The 25,247-nt window shown below is 55.5% G+C and carries 23 protein-coding genes; 16 read left to right on the forward strand and 7 right to left on the reverse strand.

Translation table 11 applies throughout. The annotated features are described in order from the left end of the window. Positions 1–6 precede the first annotated feature (6 nt). The 4 genes from KIH26_RS15670 to KIH26_RS15685 all read right to left on the reverse strand — a co-directional run bounded on the left by KIH26_RS15670 (position 7) and on the right by KIH26_RS15685 (position 3,990). Positions 7–429, reverse strand: a complete 423-nt coding sequence (locus KIH26_RS15670) for a CopD family protein (RefSeq protein WP_213446629.1) — start codon at positions 427–429, stop codon at positions 7–9. Between the two features lie 182 nt (positions 430–611). Further along, positions 612–1,571, reverse strand: coding sequence for a Bug family tripartite tricarboxylate transporter substrate binding protein (locus KIH26_RS15675; RefSeq protein ID WP_213446630.1), 960 nt, complete (start codon positions 1,569–1,571; stop codon positions 612–614). Between the two features lie 76 nt (positions 1,572–1,647). Further along, positions 1,648–2,823 carry a CaiB/BaiF CoA transferase family protein gene (locus KIH26_RS15680; RefSeq protein ID WP_213446631.1) on the reverse strand — a complete coding sequence of 392 codons (1,176 nt, stop codon included), beginning with the start codon at positions 2,821–2,823 and terminating at the stop codon, positions 1,648–1,650. A gap of 213 nt (positions 2,824–3,036) precedes the next feature. Then, complete coding sequence (locus KIH26_RS15685) at positions 3,037–3,990, reverse strand: hydroxymethylglutaryl-CoA lyase (RefSeq protein WP_213446632.1); 954 nt, start codon at positions 3,988–3,990, stop codon at positions 3,037–3,039. 68 nt (positions 3,991–4,058) lie between these two features. Here KIH26_RS15685 and KIH26_RS15690 point away from each other — a divergent pair, with 68 nt between their 5' ends. The 4 genes from KIH26_RS15690 to KIH26_RS15705 all read left to right on the forward strand — a co-directional run bounded on the left by KIH26_RS15690 (position 4,059) and on the right by KIH26_RS15705 (position 9,039). Continuing rightward, complete coding sequence (locus tag KIH26_RS15690; RefSeq protein WP_213446633.1) at positions 4,059–4,817, forward strand: IclR family transcriptional regulator; 759 nt, start codon at positions 4,059–4,061, stop codon at positions 4,815–4,817. A 35-nt stretch (positions 4,818–4,852) separates the two neighbouring features. Next, positions 4,853–5,857, forward strand: a complete 1,005-nt coding sequence (locus tag KIH26_RS15695; RefSeq protein WP_503005255.1) for a Bug family tripartite tricarboxylate transporter substrate binding protein — start codon at positions 4,853–4,855, stop codon at positions 5,855–5,857. Between the two features lie 89 nt (positions 5,858–5,946). Then, a complete protein-coding gene (locus KIH26_RS15700; RefSeq protein ID WP_213446634.1) occupies positions 5,947–6,666 on the forward strand; it encodes a haloacid dehalogenase type II in 720 nt (239 codons plus the stop codon). Positions 6,667–6,825: 159 nt separating this feature from the next. Further along, positions 6,826–9,039, forward strand: coding sequence for a malate synthase G (locus KIH26_RS15705; protein ID WP_213446635.1), 2,214 nt, complete (start codon positions 6,826–6,828; stop codon positions 9,037–9,039). Positions 9,040–9,169: 130 nt separating this feature from the next. Here the strand turns inward: KIH26_RS15705 and KIH26_RS15710 are convergent, their stop codons facing one another. Next, positions 9,170–10,024: a pseudouridine synthase gene (locus tag KIH26_RS15710; protein WP_213446636.1), complete on the reverse strand. Its 855-nt coding sequence runs from the start codon at positions 10,022–10,024 to the stop codon at positions 9,170–9,172. 1 nt (position 10,025) lies between these two features. Further along, on the reverse strand, positions 10,026–10,757 hold the full coding sequence (locus tag KIH26_RS15715; protein WP_213446637.1) for a Crp/Fnr family transcriptional regulator: 732 nt from the start codon (positions 10,755–10,757) through the stop codon (positions 10,026–10,028). Positions 10,758–10,877: 120 nt separating this feature from the next. Here KIH26_RS15715 and KIH26_RS15720 point away from each other — a divergent pair, with 120 nt between their 5' ends. The 7 genes from KIH26_RS15720 to KIH26_RS15750 all read left to right on the forward strand — a co-directional run bounded on the left by KIH26_RS15720 (position 10,878) and on the right by KIH26_RS15750 (position 19,531). Beyond that, on the forward strand, positions 10,878–12,821 hold the full coding sequence (locus KIH26_RS15720; protein ID WP_213446638.1) for an AMP-dependent synthetase/ligase: 1,944 nt from the start codon (positions 10,878–10,880) through the stop codon (positions 12,819–12,821). A 142-nt stretch (positions 12,822–12,963) separates the two neighbouring features. Further along, a complete protein-coding gene (locus KIH26_RS15725; protein ID WP_213446639.1) occupies positions 12,964–13,746 on the forward strand; it encodes an ABC transporter ATP-binding protein in 783 nt (260 codons plus the stop codon). A gap of 2 nt (positions 13,747–13,748) precedes the next feature. Continuing rightward, positions 13,749–14,678: a branched-chain amino acid ABC transporter permease gene (locus KIH26_RS15730; RefSeq protein WP_213446640.1), complete on the forward strand. Its 930-nt coding sequence runs from the start codon at positions 13,749–13,751 to the stop codon at positions 14,676–14,678. 24 nt (positions 14,679–14,702) lie between these two features. Further along, a complete protein-coding gene (locus KIH26_RS15735) occupies positions 14,703–15,779 on the forward strand; it encodes a branched-chain amino acid ABC transporter permease (protein WP_213446641.1) in 1,077 nt (358 codons plus the stop codon). A gap of 126 nt (positions 15,780–15,905) precedes the next feature. After that, positions 15,906–17,237: an ABC transporter substrate-binding protein gene (locus KIH26_RS15740; protein ID WP_213446642.1), complete on the forward strand. Its 1,332-nt coding sequence runs from the start codon at positions 15,906–15,908 to the stop codon at positions 17,235–17,237. A gap of 93 nt (positions 17,238–17,330) precedes the next feature. Beyond that, positions 17,331–18,170, forward strand: coding sequence for an ABC transporter ATP-binding protein (locus tag KIH26_RS15745; protein WP_213446643.1), 840 nt, complete (start codon positions 17,331–17,333; stop codon positions 18,168–18,170). Between the two features lie 101 nt (positions 18,171–18,271). Then, positions 18,272–19,531, forward strand: a complete 1,260-nt coding sequence (locus KIH26_RS15750) for a phenylacetate--CoA ligase family protein (protein WP_213446644.1) — start codon at positions 18,272–18,274, stop codon at positions 19,529–19,531. A gap of 68 nt (positions 19,532–19,599) precedes the next feature. Here KIH26_RS15750 and KIH26_RS15755 read toward each other — a convergent pair whose 3' ends face one another. After that, positions 19,600–20,136: a rhodanese-like domain-containing protein gene (locus KIH26_RS15755; protein ID WP_213446645.1), complete on the reverse strand. Its 537-nt coding sequence runs from the start codon at positions 20,134–20,136 to the stop codon at positions 19,600–19,602. Positions 20,137–20,354: 218 nt separating this feature from the next. Between KIH26_RS15755 and KIH26_RS15760 the strand changes: the two genes are divergently transcribed. The 5 genes from KIH26_RS15760 to KIH26_RS15780 all read left to right on the forward strand — a co-directional run bounded on the left by KIH26_RS15760 (position 20,355) and on the right by KIH26_RS15780 (position 25,245). Continuing rightward, entirely contained in the window at positions 20,355–21,347 is a 993-nt protein-coding gene (locus KIH26_RS15760; protein ID WP_213446646.1) for a tripartite tricarboxylate transporter substrate-binding protein, read from the forward strand. A gap of 115 nt (positions 21,348–21,462) precedes the next feature. Continuing rightward, positions 21,463–22,494 carry a thiamine pyrophosphate-dependent dehydrogenase E1 component subunit alpha gene (locus tag KIH26_RS15765; RefSeq protein ID WP_249661438.1) on the forward strand — a complete coding sequence of 344 codons (1,032 nt, stop codon included), beginning with the start codon at positions 21,463–21,465 and terminating at the stop codon, positions 22,492–22,494. Then, positions 22,491–23,468 carry an alpha-ketoacid dehydrogenase subunit beta gene (locus KIH26_RS15770; RefSeq protein ID WP_213446647.1) on the forward strand — a complete coding sequence of 326 codons (978 nt, stop codon included), beginning with the start codon at positions 22,491–22,493 and terminating at the stop codon, positions 23,466–23,468. The genes KIH26_RS15765 and KIH26_RS15770 overlap by 4 nt, the downstream gene beginning before the upstream one ends. Further along, entirely contained in the window at positions 23,468–23,950 is a 483-nt protein-coding gene (locus tag KIH26_RS15775) for a TRAP transporter small permease (protein WP_213446648.1), read from the forward strand. The genes KIH26_RS15770 and KIH26_RS15775 overlap by 1 nt, the downstream gene beginning before the upstream one ends. Next, a complete protein-coding gene (locus KIH26_RS15780; RefSeq protein WP_213446649.1) occupies positions 23,947–25,245 on the forward strand; it encodes a TRAP transporter large permease in 1,299 nt (432 codons plus the stop codon). Before KIH26_RS15775 ends, KIH26_RS15780 begins: the two co-directional genes overlap by 4 nt. Positions 25,246–25,247: the final 2 nt, after the last annotated feature.

Raw genomic sequence — 25,247 nt, forward strand, 5'->3', positions numbered from 1 at the left:
TCTTGTTCAGAAAGGCTTCACAACCACCAAGATCACAGCAACGATCATGATCAACACACTCACTTCATTGAACCAGCGATACCAAACATGACTGCGTGTGTTCGCATTGCGCTCAAATTTTTTCAGAATCACGCTGCAGCCGTGGTGATAGCCGATAGCGAGCAGCACCACAAACAGCTTGGCATGCATCCAGCCCTGCCCGCGCCCAATGCCATAGCCCATCCAGAGCCAAATGCCAAGTGCGAGGGCTGGGATCGCCAGCAACGTCATGAATTTGAGCAGCTTGCGCGCCATCAGCAAAAGGCGCTGCTTTTCAGCAACCGAGTCTGCAGACACTTGCGCCAGATTCACGAAGATGCGAGGCAGATAAAACAAACCAGCAAACCAGCTGGCCACGAAGACGATATGGAAGGCTTTGACCCAGAGCATGGGTTCAAGTGTAGGTCAAAAATGTAACTTCTCTGGCGATGTCATTACTATTTAATTCATAGCACTCTGCGCAGATTTCATGCCGGCGATATGGCTATTTTTCTTAAAACTTTTAGCTTATGGCATTCTTAGCCTGTGCTGTGCGCTGCGCTGCCCAGGCCGCCGACCCTTCGAGAGAAAACTTAAGCCGGCACAACGCCAGCCTTCTTCACCAAAGCACCATAGCGCACCAGCTCTTTCTTGAAATGTTCAAGTGCAAATTCAGGTGTACTGATGTTGACGATATTGCCTTGCTTGGCCATGGCTTCTTTCACCTCGTCGGTGGCAAACGCCGTTTTGATCGCGGCATTGATGCGCTGCACCTGCGCTGTGGGCAGGCCTTTGGGGCCGACGCAGGCGATCCAGGCATCGAGCTGGTATTGGGGCACGCCAGCTTCGGTAGACGTAGGAATCTCAGGCGCGGCGGGGCTGCGCTGCTGCATGGGGATGCACAGGGCGCGCACCGTGCCAGCTTTGATTTGGCTGAGCGCAGCCGGTAAGGCGCTCACGCCCCAATCCACTTGGCCGCTCACGATGTCTTGCAGCATGGGGGCGAAGCCACGATAAGGAATGTGGGTGGAGAAGGTGCCAGTCACGTCTTTGAAATACTCAGGCGCGAGATGCAAGATCGTGCCATTGCCGCTGGAGGCGTAGTTGTATTTGCCGGGGCTCTTCTTGAGCATGGCCACAAACTCGCGCAGATCGCGTGCAGGGAATTTCGCATTCACGATGAGCACCAGCGGCGTGTAGGCCACGATCGCAATGGGCGTGATGTCAGCGACGGGATCAAAGCTTAAATTTTTCGTGACGCTGGGGTAGATCACGTGGTTGTTTGAAACGAAGCTCAGCGTGTTGCCATCCGGTGCGGATTTGATGAGGTTTTGCGTGCCAACGATGCCGCCTGCGCCGGGTTGGTTTTCCACGACCACGCTCGTACCTAACGCCTTACCCAGCTGATTGCTGCTGGCGCGCACGATGCCATCCACGCCAGAGCCAACGCTCACGGGTAGGATGAATTTGGTGATGCTGGCTTGAGCAAAACTGTGCAGCGGTAGGCCAACTGCACCAGCAGCTGCCAGGAGGTGGCGACGATTGAGTGTCATGGTTGTCTCCAGATGATTATTAACAAGAATTTCAAGTAAAAATGGCAATTAGCCCGCACAGATACTGCGCGAAGTGCTATGTATTTAATAGTAACTTCTGAGCTTGCTCTTCACTGTATCCCAAGCTCTGCAGCAATTCCATGCTGTGTTCCCCTAGTTTGGGTGGGCTCAAGCGCAGGCCTGGCTGCTTGCCGTGCAGCGTGAATGGGAAAAGCACGGTGTCAGTGACTTGGCCATTGGGCAAGGTCATGGGTGTGAGGCCGCCCGTGGCTTTGAGGTGTGGGTCGTTCACCAAATCTTCGGGTCTGCGAATAGGCGCGTAAGGCAGCCCGTTGTCTTCAAAGATTTGCGTGAGCTCGGCAGCGGTGTATTGTTTCAAGCGCTCGCGCAGCACGGGTATGAGTGTGGGGCGCTCGCGCACGCGATCGTTGTTGGTGGTGTATTTCGCATCCAGTTTGAGATCCGCCAAATTCAACACACGGCAAAACACTTCCCACTGTTTATCGCTGACGGCGCTCAAGAAAATCTGTTCGCCATTTTTCACCGTGAACACGTCATACACACCCCACGCGCTGATGCGACTGGGCATCGGATCGGCAGGTACGCCGGTGACGGCGTATTGCAGCATGTGTTGCGCGACCAAGAAAATATTGTTTTCATAAAGCGCGGATTGCACTTTCTGGCCTTTGCCTGTTTGCTCGCGCTCTTTCAGTGCGGCCATCGCAGCAATACCGCCGAATAGGCCGCCCATGATGTCGTTCACGCTACTGCCTGCGCGCAGCGGCTGACCGACGGGCCCCGTCATATAAGCCAAACCACCCATCATTTGCACGACTTCATCAAGCGCCGTGCGGTGCTCATACGGGCCGGGCAGAAAGCCGCGCAGCTCAATGTAGATCAAACGCGGATTGATTTTTTTCAACGTCTCGTAATCCAGCCCTTGCGCCGCCATCGTCTCGGGGCGAAAGTTATGGCTCACGATGTCTGCGGTGGCGATGAGTTTGTGCGCCGCTTCAATACCCTCGCGCGTTTTGAGATCGAGGGTGAGGGATTTTTTGTTGCGATTGAAGAGTGGATAAAACCCTGCGCCAGAGCCGAGCAACTTGCGGGTGTTATCACCCTTTGGCGGCTCGACCTTGATAACCTCCGCGCCCAGATCAGCCAGCAGCATGCCACAGGTGGGCCCCATCACCATATGGGTGAATTCGACCATGCGAATACCTTCGTAGGGGAGTTTGTTTGGTGAGGTCATAGATTTTTAATACCAATACAAATACCGGACGCAAAGGGCGCAAAAGTTGCGCAAAAGACGCAAAAAAGAAACCCGGGATTGGATGGCGGTAATCGAAACAAGATGAACATACGGGGTCGAGGTTTGAATTTAATTTTTTTAATTTCTTTGGTATTTTTTGCGTCTTTTGCGCAACTTTTGCGCCCTTTGCGTCCGGCTGTTTGAATTGGAATCTCAAGCATATGAAAACCCAAGAGGCAGCCCAGCCTCAGCCGTCATGCCATACAGCGGCTCACCAGGCAAGCCAATCTTCAAAGGCTCACGCGCCAAGATGAGTTTAGAGATATCGATCCCCGTGCGCAGCCCCATGGCTTCGAACATGAGCACCAAATCTTCTGTCACCACATTGCCAGAAGCACCCGGCGCATGTGGGCAGCCGCCCAAGCCAGCCAAGGAAGAATCAAAAGCGCGGATGCCTTCTTCGTAAGCGGCCAAGCAATTGGCAATGCCGAGGCCTCGGGTGTTGTGCATATGTGCGGCGCCCACGCGTTCGCGCCCGACGGCTGCGAAGGCTCTTTTGAAGAGGCGGCGCACTTGCGCGGGATTGGCCATGCCCGTCGTGTCCGCTAAACCCGTTTCATCTGCTCCCGCAGCGATCACATCGCTCACCAGCGAGATCACATCGTCTTCCGGCACGATGCCTTGCAGTGTGCAGCCAAACGCAACGCTGATACCTGCTTCGATCTGCACGCTCGGCGCAATTTCATTTCGCAGCGCCACCACATTGCGCACCTCATCGACCATCTGCTCGCGCGTCTTGCGCACATTGGCTTTGCTGTGCGCCTCAGACGCGGAACAAGGCAAGGTGACTTTATGTGCGCCAGCTTTCATTGCTGCTTCAGCACCTTTGAGATTCGGCACAAGCGCGGTCACCACCAAGCCCGGCAAAGTCAAAGCATGCGCCACGATCTCAGCAGCGTCGGCAAGCTGCGGCATCAGCTTAGCTGGCACAAAAGACGTGACCTCGATTTCACGCAGCCCAGCCGCATGCAGAGCAGTCAACCAGTTTTTTTTGTTTTCCGTGGGCATGGTGCGCGCCACCGATTGCAGACCATCGCGCGGGCCGACTTCGCAGATGTGAATATCTGCCGCCACAAAAGCAGCAGGATTTGAATATTCTGTTGACATGTTCTATCTTATGAAATATAGTATCAATAGTTAGAATTTAATCATATATTTCTGCCCTGTGTCAAGCCATGCCCCGCAAATCTGCCGCCCCCAGCCTCTCCGAACGCGATGCCGCGCCTGGCGGCGTTGCCGCTGTTGATCGGGCGATGAGTTTGCTGCTGGTGTTTCGCGCTGGAGAAGAGCCACTCACGCTGGCTCAACTGGCCGAGCGCAGCGAACTCCACAAAAGCACGGTGCTGCGCTTACTTGCCTCTTTGGCGCACGCGATGCTGGTGGAGCGTTTACCAGATGGCCGCTACACACTCGGGCGCGGCATCGTGAGACTCCATCGCGTGCATCAAGCCAACTCCACGCTGGAGCGCATCGTGATGCCGGCGCTGCACGAGCTCGTGCAGACCACGGGCGAGAGCGCAGCGCTGCATGCGCAATGGGGCAGCGGCGCGAGCGCGCAGCGCATCAGTTTGTTTCGCGTCGATAGCCCACAGCCGATTCGGGATCACTACAAAGTTGGCGATATTTTGCCGATGAATGGCGGCACAGGCGCTCGTGTTTTGATAGCATTTAGCGCAGATTCTGCGCTGGCTAGCGCCCAAAAAGATCAAAATATTCTGAATCTCATCCGCAAGCGCGGCTACCACGCCGCTGTAGGCGACCGAGATTTGGAAGTGGCCGGCATCAGCGCGCCCGTGTTCAAAAACGAATCCGGCGAGCGCGTGCTTGTAGGCGCGCTGGTGCTCACCATGCCCGCCGGCCGCTACAGTGAAAACCACATCCCCAATGTCGTGCAGATGGCGCAGCGCCTCTCCATGAGCCTAGGCGCTGGCTGATGCGAACCGATACACTTTGACTGAGGAGACACCCGATGAAAAGCAACTTCAACCAAGCTAGCTTCAAACGCAATTTCACCATCGTCCTGATGGCTGCGTGTGCTGCTTTCGCAGGCCTGCACAGCGCTGCCCACGCGCAAGCATCCTTCCCCAACAAACCCATCACCCTCATCGTGCCCAACCCACCCGGCGGGTTGGTGGATGGCTCGGCGCGCATCGTCTCGGATGCGCTCGCCAAAGTGCTCGCTCAGCCCGTGGTGGTGACTAACCAACCCGGCGGCAGCGGCAATGTGGCTTATGGCAATGTGGCCAAGGCCGCGCCCGATGGCTACACCTTGCTCACCTCGTATTCCGCCTATCACGTGGGCTACCCACACATGAACCCTAAGCTGCCTTGGGCGCAGAAAGATCTCACGCCCGTGGCGCTCGTCACGGTAGCCACCAATGTGATCGCCGTGCATCCGAGCATTCAAGCTAACACCCTGCCCGAGTTCATCGCTTATGTGAAAAAGAATCCCGGCAAGCTCAGCTATGCCTCGCAAGGCAATGGCTCGCTCTCGCATATGGGCACAGAAATGTTCAAGCAGCGCAATGGCATCAGCATGGTGCACATCCCGTATCGCGGCTCGGGCGCGGCGATCACGGATGTGCTCTCTGGCCAAGTGCAAGTCTTCATCACCACACCGCCTTCCGTGATGGGGCATATCCAAGCGGGCAAGCTCAAAGGTTTGGCAGTCGCCGGCCCCACGCGCCACAGCGGCATCCCCCATGTGCCCACAACGGCGGAGGCAGGCTTGAAAGGCTTTGAGCTAGAAGCCTGGGTCGGCATCTTCGCGCCAGCCGGCACGCCGCCCGATGTGGTGGCCAAACTGAGTGGCGCGATCAAGCAAGCGATGGAAACGCCTGAGACCAAGAGCCGCGCTCAGACTGCGGGCATTGAGATTCGCTACAAAGATGCAGCAGCTTTAGACGCACAAGTGAAGCAAGAGACCGAGTTTTGGGGCAAAGTCATCGCTTCGAGCAAGATCACGATGGATTGAGCGATTGGCGTATTGCACATATTTTTGTCATTAATGCAGAAACTCGAAGGCTGTTAATCATCGAATCAGTCTGTAATACAGTCTGATCTATGGAAAAAGCTCCCCGCGCAGTCTTGTTTGATGCCTATGGCACGTTGTTTGACGTGTACAGCGTGAGCATGGCTGCGGAGCAACTGTTTCCCGGTCAGGGGCAGCAGCTGGCGAAGGTGTGGCGGGATAAGCAGATTGAATATTCGCGGCTTTTGACGACCTGCAATCACGGCGCGCACTACGAGCCCTTCTGGAATGTGACGCAGAAGGCTTTGCGATACGCTATAGAATTCATAGCTGCTTGCGCAGATTCTATGCCGGCGAATGGCCGATTCGACCTTAAAAATACCGATTCGGCTGTGACTCAGCTGATGAACCAATACCGCCATTTGTCAGCCTTCCCTGAGAACCGTGAGGTGCTCGCCGAATTGAAATCGCGCGGAATCGTCACGGGAATTTTGAGCAACGGCGATCCCGCGATGCTCAATGTTGCCGTGAAATCCGCCGGCTTGGCTGACGTGCTCGATCACGTGATCAGCATCGACAGCATCCGCAAATACAAAACCCATCCCGATGCCTACGCGCTCGGCTCCAACGCCACCGGTCTGCAGCCCAAACAAATGCTCTTCGTCAGCTCCAACGGCTGGGACGCCTTGGCCGCAGGCTGGGCAGGCTATCGCACGCTCTGGGTGAACCGTGCTGGCTTGCCCGCTGAACAAATCGGCCCTGCGCCTACGCGCATGGGTACGAGCTTGCGCGATGTTTTTTCGTTTTTCTAATGCTATTTCCATCCCACCAATAGAACGCAAAAGGCGCAAAAGTACGCAAAACACACAGAAAAAGCATTTCGAATTTTTTGCGCATTTTGCGTTTTTCTGCGTCTTTTGCGTTCTTTTCTTTATTTATCCAAATCTCATTAACCGAAAACCGAGGCTCCTATGACCAAACGTACACAAAAGCACTCACTGCAAGTTGCCACCAACTTACATGATTTCATCGAAGCAAAAGTTCTCCCCGCCGCTGGCGTGAAGAGCGATAAATTTTGGAAAGGCTTTGACGCGATCGTGCAAGACCTTTCACCGAAAAACATCGCCCTGCTCGCTGAGCGTGACCGCATTCAAACCGCGATGGATGGATGGCACAAAGCCAATCCTGGCCCCGTGTCTGACATGAAGGCTTATCGCAAATTCCTCTCCAGCATCGACTACCTCGTGCCCGAGCCGAAGAACGTCAAAGTCACCACGAAGAACGTGGATGCTGAGCTCGCCACACTCGCAGGCCCGCAACTCGTCGTACCGATCTTGAACGCTCGCTATGCGCTCAACGCCGCGAACGCACGCTGGGGCAGTTTGTATGACGCGCTCTATGGCACGGATGCCATCTCTGAAGAAGGCGGCAAAGCCAAAGGCCCCGGCTACAACGAAGCACGCGGCGCGGAAGTCGTGCGCCAAGGCCGCTATTTGCTCGACCAGTGTGCCCCGCTTGCCAAGGGCTCACATTCCGATAGCAAACTTTATAGCGTTTCTGCCGGCAAACTGGTGATTTCGCTTCAAAATGGCAGCAAAGTCGGCTTGAAAGATGCCAAGCAGTTCATCGGCTACCAAGGCTCTGCCGCTGCGCCTTCTGGCATCTTGTTGCAACACAACGGCTTGCATCTGCACATCGTGATCGACAAAGCGCATCGCATCGGCAGCACCGATGCCGCAGGCGTGGCAGACATTGTGATGGAAGCGGCTCTGTCTACCATTCTCGATCTGGAAGACTCCGTGGCCGTGGTGGATGCAGACGACAAAGTGCTGGCCTACAGCAACTGGCTCGGCATTTTGGACGGCACGTTGACTGAGAGCTTTGACAAAGGCGGCCAGACTTTGAAGCGCGGCCTCAACAAAGACCGCGACTACACAAAACCCAGCGGAAAAGGCGAAGTGAAGCTCCACGGCCGCAGCTTGCTGTTCCTCCGCAACGTCGGCCACTTGATGACCAACCCTGCGATCCTCTACACCGCTAAAAACGGCAAGACGCTAGAAATCCCAGAAGGCATTTTGGATGCCGTGATCACCACCGCCATCGCCTTGGTTGATCTGCAAAAGAAAAAATCCCACGCCTTCCGCAACAGCCGCACAGGCAGCGTCTACATCGTCAAACCCAAAATGCACGGCCCCAAAGAAGTGGGCTTTGCCGATGAGCTTTTTGGCCGCGTTGAGAAACTGCTCGGCTTGAAACCCAGCACCGTCAAACTCGGCATCATGGACGAAGAGCGCCGCACCTCGGTCAACCTCAAGGCTTGTATCGCAGCAGCGAAATCACGCGTGGCCTTCATCAACACCGGCTTCCTAGACCGCACCGGCGACGAAATGCACACCTGCATGCTGGGCGGCCCCGTGATGCGCAAGGGTGACATGAAAACCAGCGCCTGGCTGGGTGCTTACGAGAAGAATAACGTCATCGTCGGCCTGCAAAGCGGCCTGCGCGGCAAAGCGCAAATCGGCAAAGGCATGTGGGCCATGCCCGACCTGATGGCCGCCATGCTGCAACAAAAAGTGGCCCAGCCCCTGGCCGGTGCCAACACCGCCTGGGTGCCCAGCCCCACCGGTGCCACCCTGCACGCCATCCACTACCACCAAGTCAACGTGCCTGCGCTGCAAAAGCAAATGGAAAAAGCCATCGCCAAGCAAGATGCGAAAGCCGTGCGCGAAGACACGCTTTCTAAGCTCTTGCAATTCCCAGTGGTAGCGAAAGCTGATTGGAGCGCCGAAGACAAACAAAAAGAACTCGACAACAACGCCCAAGGCATCCTAGGCTACGTCGTCCGCTGGATCGACCAAGGCGTCGGCTGCTCCAAGGTGCCCGACATCAACGGCGTAGGCCTCATGGAAGATCGCGCGACACTCCGCATCAGCAGCCAACACATGGCCAACTGGTTGCATCACGGCGTCGTCACCGAAGCGCAAATCAAAGAGACGCTCAAGCGCATGGCAGCCGTTGTCGATGGTCAAAACAAAGGCGATCCACTCTACAAAAACATGGCTGGAAACGAAAAAGGCGCGGCTTACCAAGCGGCATGTGATTTGGTCTTCAAAGGCAAAGAGCAACCCAGCGGCTACACCGAGCCACTGCTGCATGCTTGGCGTTTGAAGGTGAAAGCCGCTTAAATTTACTATTAATTCAATAGCACTCTGCGCAGATTCTATGCCGGCAATCCTTTGATTTCGATATAAAAATCCCGTAAAAAAGGCATCCTCGGATGCCTTTTTTTATGTCGCCAGGGTTCTCTCAGATGCCCTAAAACCTCTCACTCGCCCCCAAATACCGCCACTGCCCCACCGGCAACTGCCCCAGTTTCACATTGCCGATGCGCACACGCTTGAGGCCTGTGACGTGCAAGCCCACGGCTTCGCACATGCGGCGGATTTGTCGCTTTTTGCCTTCTTTCAATACAAAGCGCAGTTGCTCTGGGTTTTGCCAATCGACTTGCGCGCGCTTGAGTGGTTGGCCATCTAGGCTGATGCCATGGCGCAGCAGATTGAGCTTCTCCAGAGGGAATTGTTTTTGCACATCGGGCGTTTGCATATTGCGATTGGCCGCGTCTTTTGCGCGCACGAGGCTCACGCGCACGAGGTATTCTTTTTCGACTTCAGAATCTTCGCCAATGAGCTGGCGCGCCACGCGGCCGTCTTGCGTGAGCACGAGCAGGCCGGTGGAATCAATATCCAAGCGCCCTGCCGGCGCCAAGCCACGCAGTTGATCGCGAACAAAGCGCAAAGGGCTTGAGTCGCCCAGCCAATGTGCGCGGCTTGCTATCAAAACTACAGCAGGTTCATGGCCATCTTCTGCTTGGCCGCTCACGTAGCCCACTGGTTTGTTAAGCAAAATCGTGACTTGCCCAGCCTGATGGCCTTGCGCTTTTTTATCCACTTCCACACGATCTTGCGGCGTAACTTTCACACCCATCGCTGCAATTTCGCCATTGACCTTGACCCAGCCCTGCTCGATCCAATCATCGGCTTCGCGGCGTGAACACAAGCCCAGCTCGGCCATGCGTTTGTTCAGGCGAATCGGCTCAACAGGCGCTGCTGGCGCTTTGATCACGCGAACAGCTTTGACAACTTTAGGCAAGACTTTAGGAATGTCACTCATCTCAAGCCACCGTGACAAAAGCCGCTTGACGCAGTGCAGGAATATTCGGCACTTTCAGGCCGCCGTATTCGATGCGAACCAGCTGACGCAACTCCAGCTCACGCAAAGCTTGGTTCACACGCTGTCGAGACAAGCCAACGAGATTCGCCAACTCTTGCTGAGTGATTCGCAAAATATTGCTCGCGCCGGGGTAGAGCACAGGATTGAACAAACCCGCCAAGCCGGCAGCCACGCGCGCCTCAGGGCTGGTCATGCGATCGCTCTCACGCGCCGCGATGAATTGCCCGACGCGCTCATTGAGCTGGTTCATCACGAAACGATTGAAAGCAATGCTTTGATCAAGCAGCCAGTGAAATGTCTCTACCGGAATACCTGCCACCGTGCTCGGGCGCAGGGCTTGGATGTTGTAGCGATAGTTCTCTTGCTTGAGCACCGTGCCTTCGCCAAACCAGCCGCCAGGCGGTACGCCAATGAGCGTGATGCTGCGGCCATCGGGCGTTTCATTGCTCATCTTGAGCAGGCCATCGATCAAGCCAAACCAATAGGTGACTGGCCTGCCCACACGCACCACGTAATCACCACTTTTCGCATCACCCACTTGCAAGGCGGCGCGCGCGCGAAGCTGATGCTGGGGCTCCAAGACAGCCAGCCATGGGATGCTTTGCATCTCTGCTTCTGTCGGCGAACGACGGCGCTGCGACAAACTCAGTTCTTCAGGGGCAGATTTACTCATAGAAAGTCAGTGATAGTAAGTATGGCGACAGTACAAGGGTTATTCCGAAGCAGTGTTTCCCCTAAATTGTCGCTATACCGACATGATAACGTCAAATGCATCGCTAAAGTTGCATTCACTATGCAGACTTTCCCTCAATTGCTGCTCAAACATGCTGCCGAGCGCCCCCAAGCACCGGCCATGCGCGAGAAAGAATATGGCATCTGGCAAACCATTGGCTGGCAGGCTTTGGCCACGCTTGTTGAGCACATCGCTTGTGGCTTGCACCAAGCAGGCTTGAAGCGCGGTGAGCATATGGTGGTGATCGGCTCGAATCGCCCGCGCCTGTATGCGAGCATGCTAGCCGCGCAGTCGCTGGGCGCGATTCCTGTGCCTCTGTATCAAGATGCGGTAGCTGCTGAATGCGTGTTTCCTATCACCAATGCTGAGATTCGCTTTGGCATTGTGGAAGACCAAGAGCAGGTGGACAAACTCTTGGAAGTGCAGGAGAGCTGCCCGCTGCTGACGAATTTTTGGTTCGACGATCCACGTGGCCTACGCAATTACAAAGAAGCTGGCTTGGATTCGCTGGACAATTTGATTGAAGCGGGCGCCAAGTTTGCTGCGAGCAACCCTGGTTTCTTCAAAAAGGAAGCGGCGATTGCACAGCCACACGATGTGGCCGCCATGTTTTTCACCTCAGGCACGACAGGCAATCCCAAAGGCGTGGTGCATACGCATCTCTCGCTGCTCGATCGCAGCGAAGCTGGCGCGAAGTTTGACAAGCTCACATCGAGCGAAGATGTGCTCGCCTACTTGCCTCCGGCATGGATTGGCCAAAACATTTTCAGCTACGCCCAGTGGCTGATTTGCGGCTACACCGTGAACTGCCCCGAGAGCGCAGCCACAGTAACGATTGACCTCAAAGAAATCGGCCCGACATATTACTTCGCTCCGCCGCGCGTGTTTGAAGGCTTGCTCACCAGTGTGATGATTCGCATGGAAGATGCAGGCAGCATCAAGCGCGCGATCTTCAAAACCTTCATGGATGTGGCCAAGAAAGTTGGCCCCGACAAGATGGATGGTAAGTCGGTTGGCTTTGCAGACAGCATCATGTATGCGCTGGGCAATTTCTTCGTCTATGGCCCGCTGCGCAACAACCTCGGCATGAGCCGCGTGCGCGTGGCCTACACCGCAGGCGAAGCCATTGGCCCAGATCTCTTCACCTTCTATCGCTCAATTGGTATTAACCTCAAGCAGCTTTATGGCTCTACTGAGACTGCTGTGTTCGTTTGCTTGCAGCCTGATAACGCTGTGCGTGCTGACACCGTCGGTGTGCCGATTGATGGCGTAGAAATCAAGCTTGATGACAACGGTGAAATTCTCGTGAAATCACCTGGCTTGCTCAAAGAGTATTTCAAGAATCCTCAAGCCACAGCCGAAGTGAAAACGGCTGATGGCTGGTATCGCACCAGCGATGCAGGCTTCATTGATGCCAGCGGCCAGCTCAAGATCATTGACCGCGTGAAAGACGTCGGCCGCATCAAAGGCGGCGTGAACGACGGCGCGATGTTTGCGCCCAAGTATGTAGAAAACAAACTCAAGTTTTTCCAGCACATCAAAGAAGCGGTGGCCTATGGCGATGGGCGCGATCAGGTGTGCGTGATGCTCAACATCGACATGAACGCGGTGGGCAACTGGGCGGAGCGCCGCAACTTGCCTTATGCTGGCTACACCGATCTCGCTCAGAAAAATGAGGTCTATCAGCTCATTCGCGAGTGCGTGGAATCAGTCAATGCCGACTTATCTCGCGATACATTGCTTGCAGGCAGCCAGATCAGCCGCTTCCTCGTTCTGCACAAAGAACTCGATGCGGATGATGGCGAATTGACACGCACCAACAAAGTCCGCCGTGGCTTTATCGGCGATAAATACCAGCCTTTGATTGACGCGCTGTATGGCGGCAAAAAAGAGCAATACATCGAGACGGTCGTCAAATTCGAAGATGGCCGCAGCGGCAAGGTATCTGCGACTTTGAAGATTGAGGATGCAAAGACATTTGCTCCTTTGAAGGTGGCTGCGTGAGTCATCATGAGAATAGAACGCAAAAGACGCAAAAAAACGCAAAAGACGCAAAAATGAAATTCATTTCTTGTTTTATCTTCTGCGAATTTTGCGTCTTTTTGCGTCTTTTGCGTTCTTCTTTTCAAAGAGAAACAACCTAAAGATGAGCAAGAAAATAGGCGACGTCATCTTAGACGTGCAAAACATCTCCTTAGCCTTCGGCGGCGTGAAAGCGCTCACCGATATCAGCTTTGATGTGCGCGAGCATGAAGTGCGCGCCATCATTGGGCCTAATGGCGCTGGCAAGAGCTCGATGCTGAACTGCATCAATGGTGTCTACACCCCGCAGCAAGGTTCGATCACCTTTCGCGGCAAAACCTTCAAGCACATGGATTCGCATGAAGTGGCCAAGATGGGCGTGGCACGCACCTTTCAGAATCTGGCGCTCTTCAAAGGCATGAGTGTGCTGGACAACATCATGAGCGGGCGAAACTTGCGCATCAAGAGCAATATCTTCTGGCAAGCCCTGCGTTGGGGGCCAGCCGAGCGCGAGGAAAACGAGCATCGCGCTAAGGTGGAAGAGATCATTGATTTCTTGGAAATTCAGGCTTATCGCAAAACACCGGTGGGACAACTGCCCTACGGTTTACAAAAGCGCGTGGATTTAGGCCGTGCGTTGGCGATGGAGCCTCAAGTGCTGCTGCTCGATGAGCCGATGGCCGGCATGAACTTGGAAGAAAAACAAGACATGTGCCGCTTCGTGCTCGATGTGAACGATGAGTTCGGCACAACAGTTGTTTTGATCGAACACGACATGGGCGTAGTGATGGATATTTCAGATCGCGTCGTAGTGCTGGATTACGGCAAGAAGATTGGCGACGGCACACCGACCGAGGTGCGTAACAGCCCTGAGGTGATCAAGGCTTACCTAGGGACAGGACACTGATCATGGGATTTTTCTTAGAGACTCTCTTAGGCGGCCTGATGGCAGGCATGCTGTATTCGCTGGTGGCGCTCGGCTTTGTGCTGATTTTCAAAGCTTCAGGCGTTTTCAACTTCGCGCAAGGCGCGATGGTGCTCTTTGCTGCTCTGGCGATGGCTCGCTTCGCGGAATGGTTTCCACAGTGGACGGGCATTGAAAACAAAATCGTTGCGAATCTGTTCGCATTTGCCGTCGCAGCCGTCATCATGTTCGTCGTCGCTTGGTTGATTGAGCGCTTGGTGCTGCGCCATCTCGTGAACCAGGAGGGTGCCACACTCTTGATGGCTACGTTGGGCATTGCCTACTTCTTGGACGGCCTGGGCCAATCCATTTTCGGAAGTGCGATTTATCAGATCAACATTGGCATGCCCAAAGAGCCTTTAATGGCTTTTGAAAGCACTTTCCAAGGTGGCATTTTGATCAACAAAGAAGATTTGTATGCGGCAGCGATTGCTGCAGGTTTGGTGGCTTTGCTCTCGCTGTTTTTTCAGAAGACGACGACGGGCCGCGCTCTGCGCGCTGTGGCTGACGATCACCAAGCCGCGCAATCGATTGGTATTCCGCTCAACCGCATTTGGGTGATTGTGTGGTGCGTGGCTGGCGTGGTGGCACTCGTGGCCGGCATGATTTGGGGCAGCAAGCTGGGCGTGCAGTTTTCGCTGACGACTGTGGCGCTTCGCGCTCTACCTGTGGTGATTTTGGGCGGTTTAACTTCCGTGCCTGGCGCGATCATTGGCGGCCTGATCATCGGTGTGGGCGAGAAGCTCTCCGAGGTGTATCTGGGCCCCATGGTGGGTGGCGGCATTGAGATTTGGTTTGCCTACGTGCTGGCTCTTGTTTTCTTGCTGTTCAGGCCACAAGGTCTTTTCGGTGAGAAGATCATTGATCGCGTTTGATCTGAAGCACAAGGAAAGAGAATCATGTTCTACAGAGAAAACGGTCAATTCAAAACGACGTACAGCAAAGACAACCAGATCTTTGGTATCACGCAAGATCGCTACGGCATTGCCTTACTTTTGCTCTTTGCATTTCTGGCTGTGCCCATGTTGGCCAGCGACTATATGTTCAAGGCCATTTTGGTGCCTTTCCTCATCCTCTCGCTCGCAGCCATTGGTGTGAATATTTTGGTGGGCTATTGCGGGCAAATCTCGCTGGGCTCAGGTGCTTTCATGGCGGTGGGGGCGTATGCGGCTTATAACTTTTTTGTTCGCGTCGATGGCATTCCGCTGATTGCTGCGCTTTTGCTCGGTGGCGTGTGTGCTGCAGCTGTAGGGGTGTTTTTTGGCATCCCGAGCTTGCGCGTGCGTGGCCTGTATTTGGCAGTGGCAACACTGGCTGCGCAGTTTGTGTGCGATTGGGCTTTCTTGCGCATCAAATGGTTCACCAACAATTCCACTTCGGGCTCTGTGTCGGTGGCAGACATGAACATCATGGGCTGGAGCATCAACAGCCCGGTGGATAAATACTTGTTCTGCCTTGGCATGGTCTGCGTGTTTGCTTTGCTCGCTAAAAATTTGGTGCGCTCGGCAATCGGCCGCGAGTGGATGGCGATTCGCGATATGGATGTGGCAGCGGCCGTGATCGGTATTCGCCCCATGTATGCCAAGCTCTCGGCCTTTGCGGTGAGCAGCTTTATCGTGGGTGTGGCTGGTGCGATGTGGGGCTTCGTTTATCTGGGCGCTTGGGAGCCAGCGGCATTTGATATCAACCGCTCCTTCCAACTCCTCTTCATGGTGATCATCGGCGGCATGGGCTCGATCATGGGTAGCTTTTTTGGCGCGGCCTTCATCGTGATCTTGCCGATTTTCTTGAATCAGTTTTTACCTTTGCTGGGCAATCTGGTGGGCGTGACGATTTCCACCGCTGGCATTGCGCACACAGAGATCATGGTGTTTGGTGCATTGATTGTGTGGTTCTTGATTGTCGAGCCGCATGGCTTGGCGAAATTGTGGAGCTTGGGAAAACAGAAGCTTCGCATTTGGCCCTTCCCACATTGATGCCGCATTGAAAATTCTTAAGCCCTGGTGTCGCGTGCTCGCAAATACCTAGGCTCTCATAAATTGGTGAGCGTTGGAATGAGTGTCTTTTCATTTTTGGTGTTTCAACTTTTTTAGGAGACTTGTATGAAACTTCGTCAAATCACGGCAGCCGTTTTGGTTGCAGCCTCAGCGCTCGGCGCAGTGGCCACTTCTGCCATCGCGCAGGATAAAGTGCAGTTTTTCCCCAGCCTGACAGGCCGCACTGGCCCAGTCGCACCCAACGCCACACCGTTTGCCAACGGCTACGCCGATTACATGAAGCTCGTGAACGAGCGCGGCGGCATCAATGGCGTGAAAACGCTGGTAGAAGAGTGCGAAACGGCTTATGACACCGCGCGCGGCGTGGAATGCTATGAGCGCTTGAAGGGCAAGCATGGCGGTGCAACGGTCATCCAGCCGCTCTCCACCGGTATCACCTTCGCGCTCACGGAAAAAGTACCCGTAGACAAAATCCCCTTGATCAGCTCGGGCTATGGCCGCAGCGATACAGCTGATGGCAATATGTTCAAGTGGAATTTCCCATTGATCGGCCACTACTGGGTTGCGGGTGACACCGTGCTCAAGCACATCGCTAACAAAGCGGGCGGCTGGGACAAACTCAAAGGCAAAAAGATTGCCGTGGTGTATCACGACAGCCCATTCGGCCGCGAGTTGCTGCCGATCGTGAATGAGCGCGCAGCGATGCATGGCTTCACGATTCAGCCGCTGCCAGTTGCCGCGCCCGGCGTAGAGCAAAAAGCCACTTGGCTGCAAGTGCGCCAAAACCGCCCCGATTACGTGATCATGCAAACATGGGGCGTGATGACATCGACCGCGATCAAAGAAGCTGTGGCAACTGGCTACCCTCGCGAGAACATGTTTGGCACCTGGTGGTCAGGCGCTGAGCCTGATCTGAAAGACGTGGGCCAAGCCGCCAAAGGCTACAACGCCGTGATGATGCAACATGGCGCGGAGCCAAATTCTGATGTGGTCAAAGAAATCCTGACCAAAGTGCACGGCAAAGGCCAAGGCACAGGCCCGAAAGATGAAGTCGGGCAGGTGCTTTACATGCGCGGCGTGGTGGGTGCGATGCTTGCCGTCGAAGGCGCGCGTGCTGCGCAAGAGCGCTTTGGCAAAGGCAAGCCCGTGACACCCGAGCAAGCACGTTGGGGTTATGAGAACCTGAACCTCACGCAAGCAAAATTAGATGCTTTGGGCTTCAAAGGTGTGATGCGCCCTGTGTCGACCAGCTGCGCTGATCACATGGGCTCTGCTTGGGCGCGCGTGCACACATGGGATGGCGCGAAGTTCACCTGGTCTTCTGACTGGCTGCAGGCCGATGATTCAATCATTCGCCCGCTGGTTAAAGCGTCCGCTGAAAAGTATGGCGCAGAGAAAAAACTCGCGCGTCGTGCACCAACGGATTGTGGTTCTTGATCCGCTAGTTTGAAAGATGGTTGGCCGCAAGGCCAATCATCTTCAAATGCAAGTGCTGCGCGCAGTGCTTGCATTTGAAGCAAGGTTCACTCTATGACCACTCCCACATCTGCTGAAGCTAGCAATATTGTTCTGAACGTCAATGGCATTGAAGTCATTTACAACCATGTGATCTTGGTGCTCAAGGGCGTGAGCCTGCAAGTGCCGCAGAGCTCGATTGTGGCGCTGCTGGGCGGCAATGGTGCAGGCAAGACGACAACACTTCGTGCCGTATCCAATCTGCTCTCTGGCGAGCGCGGCGCTGTGACCAAGGGCAGCATTGAGCTGCGCGGCGAGCGGATTGAAAATCTCACACCGGCTGATCTCGTGAAGCGCGGTGTGGTGCAAGTGATGGAAGGGCGGCATTGCTTTGCTCACCTCACGATTGAAGAAAATTTACTCACCGGCGCGTACACTGTGAAGAGCAAAGCGCAGATCGCCGCGAATTTGGAGAAGGTGTATAACTACTTCCCGCGCCTGAAAACCCGCCGCACTAGCCAAGCGGCCTACACCTCGGGTGGCGAGCAGCAAATGTGCGCGATTGGCCGCGCGCTGATGGCGAACCCAACGATGGTGTTGCTTGATGAGCCTTCTATGGGCCTCGCGCCGCAAATCGTGGAAGAGGTGTTCAACATCGTCAAAGATCTGAACCAGAAAGAGAAGACCACTTTCTTGCTGGCCGAGCAAAACACCAATATGGCGCTGAAGTATTCGGATTACGGCTACATCTTGGAATCGGGCCGCATTGTGATGGACGGTAAGGCGGCTGATCTCGCATCGAATGAAGATGTGAAAGAGTTTTATCTCGGGGTGAGCAAGGGTGGCGATGGAGAGAGCCGCAAGAGCTTCAAAGATGTGAAGAGCTACAAACGACGTAAGCGTTGGTTGGCTTGATTTTTTAAGAGAAATTGGCCATTCGCCGGCTACAAGTCTGCGCGAAGTGCTATTAATTTAATAGTAAGTAAATTTGGCAGAATGAAGTAGGAGTAAGTGCAATGACTGATTTTTTTGATGCACTCGAAACACGCAGCCCTGCCGAACGCGAGGCTACCCATCTGGCAGCCTTGCCTGCGCAGATTGCACACGCGCAAAAGAACACAACTGCTTTCGCAGAAATTCTAAAAGGCGTGGATGCTGCGTCCATCACGAGCCGTGCTGCACTGGCCAAGCTGCCGGTGACTCGCAAAACAGAATTGCATGAGCGGCAAAAAGCTTCGCGTGCAGCAGGCCAAGATGTGTTTGGCGGTTTTAGTAGCTTGCTACGCAAACCTGGCCAGCGTGAGATGGGCCGCATCTTTGCCAGCCCCGGCCCGATCTACGAGCCCGAAGGCAAAACGCCGGACTACTGGCGCGCTGGCCGCGCTGTATTTGCCGCAGGTTTTCGCGCCGGCGATTTGGCACACAACAGTTTCAGCTATCACATGACGCCAGGCGCATACCTGATGGAAAGCGGAGCGCATGCCGTGGGCTGCACCATCTTCCCCGCGGGCACGGGGCAAACCGAGCAGCAGCTGCAGGCCATTGCAGAGCTGCGACCGGATGGCTATTTGGGCACGCCGAGCTTTCTCAAAATCTTGGTGGAGAAAGCGCAGGAAGCCAATCAAAGCTTGAGCATTAAAAAAGGCTTGGTCGGAGGCGAAGCTTTTCCGCCGAGCTTGCGCGATTGGTTCGCGCAGCAGGGCATGGCCATCTACCAATGCTATGCCACCGCAGACCTCGGCTTGATTGCTTATGAGACTTCTTCGCGCGAGGGCATGGTGCTCGATGAAGGCGTGATCGTCGAGATCGTGCGCCCTGGCACGGGAGATCCTGTGCCTGAGGGCGAAGTTGGTGAAGTGGTCGTCACCAGCTTGAATCCCGCTTATCCCTTGATTCGTTTCGGCACAGGCGATTTGTCTGCCGTGTTGCCTGGTCAATGTCCGACTGGCCGCACCAATGCGCGCATCAAAGGCTGGATGGGGCGCGCCGATCAAACCACCAAGATTCGCGGCATGTTTGTGCATCCTGGTCAAGTGGCCGAGGTTGTGAAGCGCTTCCCGGAAGTCTCACGCGCGAGGCTTGTTGTGAGCGGCGAAATGGCCAACGATCAGATGGTGCTCAAGGTCGAAACCGCGCAGGCCAGCGCAGACATCCAAGACAAAATCGCCAACGCCATGCGCGATGTCACCAAGCTGCGTAGCGAAGTGCAGCTGCTGCAAGTGGGCAGCTTGCCCAACGATGGTAAGGTGATCGAGGATGCGCGAAGCTATCAGTGAATTGCTATTATTTATATAGCATTCCGCGCAGTATCTGCGCCGGCAAAGTGCCGAAAAGGGCTTAAAAATCAGTTCGATGCCAGCTGCACTGGCAGATCGCGCTCCAGTAGGGCGCTGGTGCGCACCTTGCTGCCCGCCATGCGCGATGCATGGCTGGGTGCGTCAAAGTGCGTTAGAAATTGCGGGACGGGCGGGCGTGAAGATGCGTCGGTGGTGAGTGCATGTCCGCGCATCTGCCACTCTTGCACACCGCCAACCAACCAGAGCACACGACCCGAGGCAACTTGCGCTAGGCGCTGCCACAAAGCCTGCGCTTGAGGCTGCCCAGCATCGCCAACAACAATGATGGAACGCGAGCTGTCCACACCTGCTTGTGACAGCAAGCGTGCGAGTTCAGACAAAGGCAGTTGTGCCGTATTCGTTGGCAAAGAAGCCGCTTGCGGCAAATGCCCTTGCGCGAAGGCCTGTGCTGAGCGCACATCCACCACAAACGCGCCTTGCGCCAAAGCAGTGTGTGCATCATCCGCAGACACAGGATGAGCCTGCCCAGCATACGCCGTGGCAGACAAGATCAGAGCAGCGAGCACAGTGGCAATTCGTTTCATGGACGGTACTGTAAGCACTGCGGGCTCATGCGTCCAATACAGAGTAGTCAGATGCTCATGGCTTTATGGCATAAAGCCGTAAGCCTATGATTTGCAAGGGATTTCGGGTAAATCCTGAGCCTCGGGGAGTGGGAATTACGTATGCCAAGTTATGTGTTGGCGCGTTACCATGAACCTAGGCGCAAATCATTTGCGACGCATTTCTTTAGGAGTTATCCATGTTCACCAAACGCTTCACACTCTTGGCCACGGCTGCCGCAGCACTGTGCGTGGCACTGCCCGCCACTGCGCAAGATTACCCAGTGGCCAACAAGCCCATCACCTTCGTTGTGCCTTTCGCTGCAGGCGGCCCCACCGACAAAGCAGCTCGTGATTTGGCTGTATCCATGGGCAAGACCTTGGGCACCTCCGTGGTGATTGAGAATGCCGCTGGCGCATCAGGCTCTATTGGTGCCAACAAAGTGGCCAAGGCCAACCCCGATGGCTACACCCTGCTCTTCTTCCACATCGGCCAGGCCACCTTGCCCACCATGCTGCGCAACATTCCCTACAAAGTGGAAAGCGATTTTGAGCACCTGGGCATCGTGAGCGAGAACCCCATGGCCGTGCTCGCACGCCCCACCCTTCCTGCCAACAACATGGCTGAATTGGTCAAGTGGGCCAATGACAACAAAGGCAAGATCAACATCGGTAACGCTGGCATCGGCTCTGCATCGCACTTGTGCGGCATGCTCTTTCAATCTGCACTCAAGGTCGACATGACCACCGTGCCTTATCGCGGCACGGCTCCCGCCATGACCGATCTGATCGGCGGCCAAATTGATTTGATGTGCGATCAATCCACTGTGGCTGCACCTCAGCTCGAAGGTAAAAAAGTCAAAGGCTATGCCGTGACAACACCGAAGCGTTTGGCACCTGCCGTCTTCAAAGACATTCCTTCCATGCAAGAAACTGGCTTCAAAGATTTCGCTGTGACGATCTGGCAAGGTCTGTATGCCCCCAAAGGCACACCCGCTCCCGTACTCAAAAAGCTCAACGATGCCCTCAAGCTCGCTGTGCGCGATCCAGATTTCATCAACAAGCAAGAAGCCGGCGGCGCCATTGTGGTGAATGATGCGCGCACCGACCCCGCAGGCCACCGCGCCTTCGTTGCCGCTGAAATCGCCAAGTGGGCACCCGTGATCAAAGCCGCAGGTGTTTACGCAGATTGATTGTCAATCCGTGATCAACATCCTAGCCACCTTCGGGTGGCTTTTTTGTGGCCTCTACACTGATCAGCCGGGAAAACCCCATGAGCAAGAATAGTAACGATCGTTACGATGTGGCATGGCAGTTGAAATCACATACACCCAAGCACTAGCGCTGTACCGCATGATGCAGCGTATTCGTGCTTTTGAGGCTGCAGCCGAAGAAGCCAGCCAGGGCGGTGTCAGTGCTTATGGCAAAGAGGCTACGGGTGCGGCTGCGGTGCGCGGGCCTTTGCATTTATCGACGGGGCAAGAGGCTGTGCCCACAGGTGTGTGCGCGCATTTGCGGCCGGATGACTACATCACCTCCACCCATCGCGGCCATGGCCACACCTTGGCCAAAGGTGCATCGCTTGAGAAGATGATGCATGAGCTCTTTGGCAAAGCCACGGGCTTCAATGGCGGCAAAGGCGGCTCGATGCATATTGCCGATTTCTCCGTTGGCATGCTGGGCGCAAATGGTGTGGTGGCCGCTGGCCTGCCGATTGCCGTGGGTGCTGCGCACGCACAGAAGCTCCAAAAGCGCGATGCCATCACGGCCTGCTTCTTTGGCGATGGCGCGATCAATCGCGGGCCTTTTTCGGAAGCGCTCAATTGGGCGCGCGTCTTCAATCTCAATATTCTTTTCGTCTGTGAAGACAACCGCTGGAGCGCCACAACAGCCACCGCGCCGATGACGGGCGGGCAAGGCGCATCTGCTCGTGCGGAAAGCTTTGACATTCCCGCCATCAAGGTAGATGGCAATGATGTTGTTCAAGTGCATGATGCCGCCAAGCACCTCGTGAGCCAAGTGCGCAGTGATGGCGGGCCTCGCCTGCTGCATGCGATTACTTATCGCGTCAAAGGCCATGTGTCGGTTGATCCCGCGAAGTATCGTGATCCGGCAAAGCATGCGCGCATGCTGCAAAACGATCCTTTGGAGCGATTTGAGAACTATATTTCAAAGCATTTTGGTCATATCGCCGGCATAGAATCTGCGCTGAATGCTATTAAAAATGAAGTGGATGCAGAAGTGCAAACTGCCGTGACTTCAGCCCGCGCAGCGCCTTGGCCAGACAAATCGGCCGCCTACACCGATGTGCAAAGCACCGGAGCGGGGCAGTGGCGATGAGCAGCATTCAAACACTGAGCTACGCGCAAGCTGCCGTGCAAGCCATGCGCCTCGAGATGCAGCAAGATGCGCGCGTGATCGTATTGGGCGAAGATGTGGGGCGCGGCGGTATCTTTGGCCAATATGCGGGGCTGCAAGCTGAGTTTGGCGCGCAGCGTGTGATCGATACGCCGATTTCTGAAGCCGCGATTGCAGGCGCAGGCGTGGGCATGGCGCTCGCGGGCATGCGGCCTGTGGTGGAGATGCGGGTGGTGGATTTCGCGCTCTGCGGCATGGATGAAATCATCAACCAAGCCGCGAAGAATCGCTATATGTTTGGCGGGCAAGGCCGCGTGCCTGTGCTGCTGCGCATGCCGATTGGCATTTGGGATGCGAGCGCCGCGCAGCACACGCAAAGCTTGGAGGCTTGGTTTGCGCATATTCCCGGCCTTGTGGTGGTCTGCCCCAGCAGCGCGCAAGACAATTTCAGCTTGCTGCGCGCAGCCATACAAAGCGGTGATCCTGTGATTTACATGGAGCACAAAACGCTTTGGGGGCAAACGCAGGATGTGGATACCGCGCTTGAGATTCCGCTAGGGCAAGCGAATGTGCTTCGCCACGGTGAACACCTCACGATGGTGAGCTGGAGCAAACAGGTGGGCGTGTGTGCGCAAGCAGCGGATCAGTTGGCTGCGCTCGGTGTGCTTGTGGAGCTGATTGATCTGCGTACGATCTGGCCTTGGGATCGTGCCACCGTTTTGCAGTCGTGCGCCAAAACAAACAACCTTCTCGTGGTGCATGAGGCGATTCAAGCGGCAGGCTTTGGCGCAGAAATCGTGGCCACTGCCGCAGAAGAAACTGGCTGCAAAGTCAAACGCTTGGGCGCACCGCGCATTCCTGTGGGCTATTCGAATGTGCTTGAGCTTGAGGCACGTGTGAACGCGGAGCAGATCGTTCAGGCTGCGCAGCAACTTATCCAAAAGGCAAGCGCCTGATGAAGCAAGCCTTGCGCGAACTCGAAGGCCACATCGCCGTGGCTTGCATGGCGCTGCTGGTCGTGATCACCTTGCTCAATGTGCTGGTGCGTTATTTCACCGATCAATCCTTTGCATGGACAGAAGAAATCTCGGTCTTCCTCATGGGCTTGATGTGCTTTGCTGGCGCGGCCAGTGTCGCGGGGCGTGATCAGCATATTCGCATTGAGTTTTTCTACGATGGCGGCTCAGCTTCGCGCCAACGCTCGCTCAAAATCTTTTCAAGCGCAGTGAGCGTCGTGTTCTTCCTCGTACTCTCTTACCTCTTCACGCGGCTCACCATGGATGAGATCAAGTACGAGGAAACCAGCATGGGGCTTGGTATACCGCGCTGGTGGTACAGCGTTTGGCTGCCGCCGCTTTGTATGGCGATTGCACTGCGCACGCTCTGGTGGGGCTTGAAGGTGGCGCGTGTGCCCTTGGTGACTGAGGATAAGGCATGACAGGCATCGTCCTCTTTGGCCTCTTCATCGTGCTGATGCTGTTTGGCGTGCCGATTGGTGTATCGCTCGGCGTGGGTGGGCTGGTAGCGATTGCGATGGCGAATAGCGATGCACCATTGTGGGGCTTGCTCGCCGCGCCGCAAAACGCTTACACCAGCATCGCCAAATATCCGCTGCTTGCGCTGCCAATGTTTGTATTGGTTGGCTCGATTTTTGACCGCTCGGGCGTAGCGCAGCGTATGGTCACGTTTGCGCAGGCTTGCGTGGGGCGCTCGCCGGGCATGCTGCCTGTCGTTGCCATTCTTGTGGCGATGGTACTCGGCGGCATCAGCGGCTCGGGGCCTGCCAATGCTGCCGCAGTGGGCGGTGTGATGATCGCGGCCATGTCTCGAGCGGGCTATCCAGCGCCGTTCTCAGCAAGCATCGTGGGCGGCGCAGCAGCCACAGATATTTTGATTCCGCCGTCACTCGCCTTCGTGGTTTATAGCGTGAATGTACCCGGTGCATCCGTGCCCGCGCTGTTCGCTGCGGGCATGATTCCCGGCATCCTAGCGGGGCTAGCGCTGATGATCCCAGCGATCTTGCTCTCTCGCTATCACGGCTTTGGCAAGCTGGAGAAAGATTTACCACGCCCGCCGTTTTGGCATTCGCTGCGCGAGGCATCTTGGGGGCTGGCCGCGCCTGTGCTGATTTTGGGCGGCATGCGCGTAGGGTGGTTCACGCCCACAGAAGCGGCCGTGGTCGCCGTGGTCTATGGTCTGCTGGTGGGCTTGGTGATTCATCGCACGATCAGGCTCTCTGATCTTTACAGCATCTTCCGCGAAGCTGCGGAGATCTCAGCCATCATCATGATCGTGATGGCGCTGGCGGGCATCTTTGCCTACAGCGTGAACACACTAGGCTTGATCGATCCGGTAGTGCAATGGATCAAGGCATCGGGCTTGGGCAGTACGGGTGCATTGATTGCAGTCATGGTGGTACTGCTGTTTGTTGGCATGGTGTTAGATGGCGTGTCGATCTTCCTGATCTTCTTGCCGCTTCTCGTGCCGCTCATGCTAGCTTTTGGTTGGGACGCAGTGTGGTTTGGCGTGCTGCTCACGATGATGGTCGCCATCGGCCAATTCACACCGCCTATGGCTGTGAATCTGCTGGTGGCCTGCAAAATGGCGCAGGTTCGTATTGAGCAGACTGTGCCTTATGTGATGTGGCTGGTGTTGAGTTTCTTGCTGGCGACTGCAGCAGTGGCCGTGTGGCCCGAGTTGGCTTTGTGGTTGCCCCGTTCATTGGGGTATTGATT

This window comes from Variovorax sp. PCZ-1 (assembly GCF_018413605.1).
Lineage (GTDB): Bacteria > Pseudomonadota > Gammaproteobacteria > Burkholderiales > Burkholderiaceae_C > JANMDU01.